Source organism: Atlanticothrix silvestris CENA357 (assembly GCF_016056295.1).
GTDB lineage: Bacteria > Cyanobacteriota > Cyanobacteriia > Cyanobacteriales > Nostocaceae > Atlanticothrix > Atlanticothrix silvestris.
The window spans coordinates 23,933-30,395 of the sequence record NZ_JAECZB010000011.1 but is presented as its reverse complement, the minus strand read 5'-3'; the positions used below and the strand labels follow the sequence as shown (position 1 = coordinate 30,395).

At 40.0% G+C, this 6,463-nt stretch carries 6 protein-coding genes; 4 read left to right on the top strand and 2 right to left on the bottom strand.

Annotated features, from left to right (window positions below):
* Positions 1-701: 701 nt before the first annotated feature.
* Together lspA and I8751_RS07040 are read right to left on the bottom strand one after the other, a co-directional pair.
* Positions 702-1,178, bottom strand: coding sequence for a signal peptidase II (gene lspA, locus I8751_RS07045; protein ID WP_214438461.1), 477 nt, complete (start codon positions 1,176-1,178; stop codon positions 702-704).
* A gap of 66 nt (positions 1,179-1,244) precedes the next feature.
* Complete coding sequence (locus I8751_RS07040; RefSeq protein WP_214438460.1) at positions 1,245-1,832, bottom strand: biotin transporter BioY; 588 nt, start codon at positions 1,830-1,832, stop codon at positions 1,245-1,247.
* Positions 1,833-2,348: 516 nt separating this feature from the next.
* On the opposite strand from I8751_RS07040, the gene pstS reads away from it, so the two are divergent.
* From pstS to pstB, 4 genes are all read left to right on the top strand, one after another.
* Positions 2,349-3,521: a phosphate ABC transporter substrate-binding protein PstS gene (gene pstS, locus I8751_RS07035; RefSeq protein ID WP_214438459.1), complete on the top strand. Its 1,173-nt coding sequence runs from the start codon at positions 2,349-2,351 to the stop codon at positions 3,519-3,521.
* A gap of 166 nt (positions 3,522-3,687) precedes the next feature.
* The gene (gene pstC / locus I8751_RS07030; RefSeq protein WP_214438458.1) at positions 3,688-4,638 is read left to right on the top strand and encodes a phosphate ABC transporter permease subunit PstC; all 951 of its coding nucleotides are present in this window, start codon (positions 3,688-3,690) and stop codon (positions 4,636-4,638) included.
* 20 nt (positions 4,639-4,658) lie between these two features.
* Entirely contained in the window at positions 4,659-5,540 is an 882-nt protein-coding gene (gene pstA, locus I8751_RS07025; RefSeq protein ID WP_214438457.1) for a phosphate ABC transporter permease PstA, read from the top strand.
* Between the two features lie 69 nt (positions 5,541-5,609).
* Positions 5,610-6,416: a phosphate ABC transporter ATP-binding protein PstB gene (gene pstB, locus I8751_RS07020; RefSeq protein ID WP_214438456.1), complete on the top strand. Its 807-nt coding sequence runs from the start codon at positions 5,610-5,612 to the stop codon at positions 6,414-6,416.
* Positions 6,417-6,463 lie beyond the last annotated feature (47 nt).

Genomic DNA, 6,463 nt, shown 5'->3' with positions numbered 1-6,463 from the left:
TACCAATCCTAGTAACTTAACTCCAGCACCAGATGCTCCAGCATCTCCTGATTCTGGCAATCCTGGTAGCATGACCGAACCAGGTACTACTTCTCCTAGTCAAGCTCCAGATTCCGGCTTGCCAACAACTCCTACCCCAGGTAATTAAGAGTTAAAACATCATTTTTGATGCGAATTTTCGGCAACGATAGTCGATAAATCTGAGATATCTAGCTTGGAAATGGGGCATAAAAAGAAAGATTTTTATCCTTTGTTATTAATGCCCGTTTATTAAGGTCTTGTACCAGTTATATTATCTGGTGTGCAATACAAACTGCTAAAACCCTTTTTTATTCTTTGCATATAAGAATGATAAAGGGTTTTAGCTTTAAATAAAGCCTGAGTGGAGCAACTCAGACTTTATTTAATACGATTCGCTTAAGATTTTTTGATATGGCAGTTGCCACTTAGCTTAGGACATAAATAATCTTGGGAAAAAGGTAAAGGATCAATAAACAAACCCCTTCCCTGTTCCCTACTATAAATCACAAAGACGCTATTTATCGCGTCTGCTGCATTAAGCAAACAGTGTTGAGCCTTTATTGTTTTTCTAATGATTGGTTTGGCTAGTCTCAGATTTGTAATCAGTGGTTTGAAGTGCTGACTAAAGCACTCAAGTGATTACTATGAAATCATCATAGATACTGTGAAAGATTACTATGCTAACGCGATCTATGATTTGAAGTCGGTGTTTTTTGTAAAGAGGCAATAAGTAAACAAATAATACCGATACTAATAAACGAATCAGCAATATTAAAAACAGCAAAATTAATCAGTCGAAAATCAAGAAAATCCACGACATAGCCTAGAACAAACCGATCTATACCATTACCTATAGCTCCCCCTAAAATTAAGCCATAACCCAACTGATCCCAGCGATTTAATACTGGCCCAAAGCAGGCCAATGCTATCAATACCAAACTTACTCCCAAAGATAGCCAACGCAACCACTCGACTTTTCCACTTAACAAACTAAAAGCTGCGCCAGTATTAGTAACATAGGTAATATGAAATATTCCTGGCAGGAGCGCTAATGTTTCTCCTAAGCTAAGGGTTTGCACCACCCAGTATTTTGTTATTTGGTCTAAGAAAAAAGCTATAAAGGCAGCTATCCAAAAGAGGCGATTTTTTAAGCGCATGGCAAATTAGTCAATGGTCAAGGGTTAATAGTCAATAGTCAATAGCAACTGACAACTGACAACTGACTAATAAAACATTAAATGTCTTAATAAATATGCTATTACGGTTACGGCGCAAACTACAGCTAGTTGCCCTGGTACTGCAAACCAAGAGTATCTAAGAATTGCTTCGATTAATGGTAGATTTTCTGTGCCTTTCCATTGGAAGACGTAGCTGATAATTAAATAACTAATCCCGCAGATGTGGACAGTCAACAAGCCACAAACACAACTAAAAGCCAGAGCTTCTAGGCGAGGCCTCGCTTTAAACGCCAACAATCCACAAATCCATGCTCCTGGAATAAAGCCTAGCAAGTAGCCAAACTGGGATAATTTGATATAACCAATACCACCACCATCGGCAAATACAGGTAATAAGGTTAATCCCATAACTAAGTAGGCAATTTGCGAGAGCGCACCAGCATTTTTGCCTCCTAAGCAACCTACTAATAACACTGCACCAACTTGACAGGTGACACCTAAAGAAAAAGTCTGAATTCCTTGCTGACTCCCACTCCAAGGGAAGGTGATACCATAGGCTTCTAGGAAGGTGCCACCCATAGTTAAGAGTAAGCCAATCATAGACCAAAGTAATTGATTGGAAGCGGCAAACATTAATATAAGGCAAAGGGGAAAAGGCAGAACGGAAAAATAACAGTAACCAGTATAGGCTTCATTCTTTATTTAAATTTGTACCGACACCTTAAATAACTTTTCGGCGATCGCTCCTTGAACTCTAGTGTTCCCTTTGCTATGCTTCCTGTGGCAATAATTTTATTAACTCGTTTATTTAATAACTGGCTTTAAGTTTTTCTAGACCAACAGTTAGCGATCGCCTGATTTTTAAAACTATTAAATATAAAACTATACTGTATTTAGACGTTATTTTACAAATTAATGGTCAATAAAATTTTCTAAGTACAGACCATTCATTCATAACAAACATCTGTGTTAACCGTATTCATGAAATTTAAGTATAAATATTATCCATAAACTAATCATGAAATTTTGGAAATTAGTTTAAAGTAAAGATGCTTTTTTGACTTTCTTAACCTTCCGTTTACCTTTAGATCTATCCTTTAGGGGTATCTTAGAAGCGCTCACCTGGTAATTGACTAAAATTTGACAGCGATGCTATCACCTCTAAATGTAATAAAAAATCATCGCCTTACAGCTTCTATATCAGTGTTAGCACTGACAATTAGCCTAGCTGCTTGTGGCGGACAGCAAGCTTCAGACAATACTACCCCTTCTGGTACTGCTACAGATGCTACAGCTTCAGGCCCCGCCAAATTGGATCTTGGTGGCAATGTATCCTTAACTGGGGCTGGTGCTTCTTTCCCTGCACCTTTGTACGCAAGTTGGTTCACTGACTTGAACAAAAAATATCCCAACCTACAAGTTAACTATCAGTCAGTAGGTAGTGGTGCTGGAGTCGAGCAATTTCTTAAAGGTACCGTTGATTTTGGTGCCAGCGATGTTGCTATGACGGATGAAGAAATCAAGAAAATACCACAGGATAAGGGCGTACTTCTACTGCCAGTGACAGCTGGTGGCGTTGTATTGGCTTACAACTTGCCAGGGGTTTCGGAACTGAAGCTACCAAGGGCACTTTACACCGATATCTTATTGGGCAATATCAAGACTTGGAACGACCCGAAAATTGCTGCTGCTAACCCAGGTGTAAACCTTCCCAATCAGCCCATTACAGTTGTCTATCGTTCTGATGGTAGTGGTACTACAGGTGTATTTACAAAACACCTAGCAGCTATCAGTCCGGAATGGAAGAGTAAAGTTGGAGAGGGCAAAAGTGTAAACTGGCCTGTAGGGGTTGGTGGTAAAGGTAATGAAGGTGTTACTGCCCAAATCAAACAAACTCAAGGTGCAGTTGGTTACATTGAGTACGGCTACGCCAAACAAAACAATATACCCTTTGCTACTTTAGAAAATCAAGCAGGCAAGTTTGTTAAGTATAACGACCAGTCAGCGTCTGAAACCTTAGCAGCAGTGACCTTGCCAGAAAATCTCCGTGCTTTTATTGCAGATCCAGAAGGCGACAATTCTTATCCCATCGTCAGCTACAGTTGGATTCTGGCTTATAGAAATTATCCCGATGTGGCAAAAGCTAAAGCAATGGAAGCTACCATTGAATATGCTTTGACTGAAGGACAAAAAATTTCTGGAGAATTAGGGTATATTCCCTTGCCCCAACCTGTAATTGCAAAAGTGGCTGCCGCTGCTGACCAAATTAGCCCAGAATATAAAATATCTGTAAGTGGTAGCGGTAACAGCGCTAGCAAATAGTATCCATGAATAGGCAATAGTAAAGTTATCGCTTTACTAGCATTCCAGACTGGTAAATGTGATTTACCTATGTCGCAATTTCAAGAAGTGATGAAGCGACATTTTTATTTATTAGTCTGGTCTCCTCACACATTTTTTCTGATTTATATTGTTGCAGTCAGTAGTCATGGCTACAAATTCTCAAATTTTACAATCAACGTTGAAAAATCGCTCCGACGTAGAAAAGTCGCTAGATCGGGGCTTTATTTGGCTAACTCGGATTTTTGCACTGGCGATCGCTGGTACTTTATTATGGATTGCCCTACAGGTTACAATTGCTGCATGGCCTGCTATCCAAGAATTTGGTGCTAAATTTTTAGTTAACACCACTTGGAACGCAGTTACAAATAACTATGGGGTGCTGCCACAAGTTTATGGAACTTTAGTGAGTTCTTTTATTGGTCTATTGATATCTGTACCTATTGGTGTTGGCACTGCTGTTTTATTGAGTGAAGATTTTCTCCCAAGCAAGGTCAAGCTAGTACTGGTGTTTTTGGTAGAACTTCTGGCTGCTATTCCTAGCGTTGTCTACGGAGTATGGGGCATTTTTGTTCTGTTGCCAGTTTTAAACAACGTCGGCAACTGGCTACATACTTATTTTGGTTGGATACCATTTTTTAGTACACCTCCTGTAGGCCCAGGAATGTTTCCTGCGGGAGTCATATTGGCAATTATGACTTTGCCAATTATTACAGCAATATCACGTGATGCCTTGATTTCCATACCCTCCAGTTTACGGCAAGCATCCCTAGGACTAGGAGCAACTCGTTGGGAAACAATTCTTCAAGTTCTGATTCCAGCGGCTTTTTCTGGTATCGTTAGCGCTGTGATGCTGGCACTGGGCCGAGCAATGGGTGAAACAATGGCTGTAACAATGTTAATTGGTAATGCTAACAACATTAGCCTTTCACTATTTGCACCAGCTAATACTATTTCTTCCCTATTAGCAAATCAATTCTCAGAAGCTAGTGGTTTACAAATTGCAGCTTTAATGTACGCGGCTTTAGTTTTGTTCTTCTTAACCCTTGTAGTAAATATTTTAGCAGAGTTAATCGTTCTCAGAATGAAGCGAATTTAGCTTAGTTGTGGTTATGAATTATGACTTCTAGTTTTCCAAAAAGGAGCCTGATTCGCTCCTCTACGTCTAAGAGAACCCTTTTTAACACAGCTATGACTGTGGTAGCATTTACATGTGGGGCGTTGGCACTTCTACCTTTGATAGCTGTGCTTTCTTATGTAATAATCAGAGGTTTCAGCAGCTTAAGTCTTAGTGTATTTACCGAATTACCACCTGCACCTCTAAGAGAAGGAGGAGGTTTTGGGAACGCTATTTTGGGAACGTTACTAATGGTGGGAATTGCCGCACTAATTAGCATTCCATTTGGTGTTTTAGGAGCAATTTATTTAACAGAATTTAGCTCAGGTAAAATAGCACGTTGGATACGTTTTGCAACTAATGTTCTCAGTGGTGTTCCCTCAATTATTGCTGGAGTATTTGCTTATGGGATTGTGGTTTTGACACTAGTGAGGCTTAACTTAGGCTCCTACTCAGCTCTAGGTGGGGGATTTGCACTAGCAATTCTCATGTTGCCGATTATTGTGAAAACCACTGATGAAGCCTTGCAGTTAGTATCGCAAGATTTAAGACAAGCATCAGTGGGTTTAGGAGCAACTCAGTTTCAAACGGTAACACAAGTTGTATTACCATCTGCTTTACCAGCAATTGTCACTGGGTCAACATTAGCGATCGCCAGAGCAGCTGGAGAAACTGCTCCTTTGTTGTTTACTGCTTTGTTCTCCCAATACTGGACTAATAGCTTGTTCGCACCCACAGCTTCTCTAGCTGTTTTAGTTTACAACTTTGCAATTTCTCCTTTTCAAAATTGGCAGTCACTAGCTTGGGCAGCATCTTTAATTTTGGTGTTGATGGTTCTGATCACCAGTATCATTGCCCGTTGGGTAACTCGTAAAAAAGCTTAGTGAGCAATTAATTATTTAAACACGCTGGCAAAATCGCCGCACAATTTCTAGAATTACACTGGATGATTTATGGTTACTAACACTAATACAGTGAATGATACTGAAACCGTTTTACGCACAGAAAACCTCAATATTTATTACGGCAACTTCTTAGCCGTGAGAAATGTTTGGTTGGATATTCCGAAACATAAAGCCACAGCTTTTATTGGGCCTTCTGGTTGCGGTAAAAGTACATTACTGCGATGTTATAACCGTCTCAATGACTTGATTGAGTCATTTCGGGCAGAAGGTAAAGTTTATTTTTATGATAAAAACTTGTATGCATCTGAAATCGATCCTGTAGAGGTGCGTCGTCGGATTGGAATGGTATTTCAAAGACCAAACCCATTTCCGAAATCAATTTATGACAACATTGCCTTTGGAGCCAAAATCAACGGTTACAAAGGTAATATGGATGAATTGGTAGAACGAAGTTTGCGTCAAGCAGCTTTGTGGGATGAAGTCAAAGATAAATTGAAGCAAAGCGGCTCATCTTTATCTGGTGGACAACAACAAAGGTTGTGTATTGCACGGGCGATCGCAGTGCAACCTGAAATTATACTGATGGATGAACCTTGCTCGGCTCTTGACCCCATCTCTACTTTGCGGGTTGAAGAACTGATTCACGAACTCAAAGAGCAATATACCATAGTTATTGTTACCCATAACATGCAACAAGCCGCGCGCGTGTCGGATATGACTGCATTTTTCAATGTCAAAACTTCGGACACGGGAGGGCGTAGCGGCTATCTAGTAGAATACGATTCTACAGAAGCAATCTTCAACAATCCTAAGCAAGAAGATACACGAGATTACGTCAGCGGCAGATTCGGTTAAATATTATGCGGTTTTGATGTTATGAGAATTAGGAATGTAGAGCATTC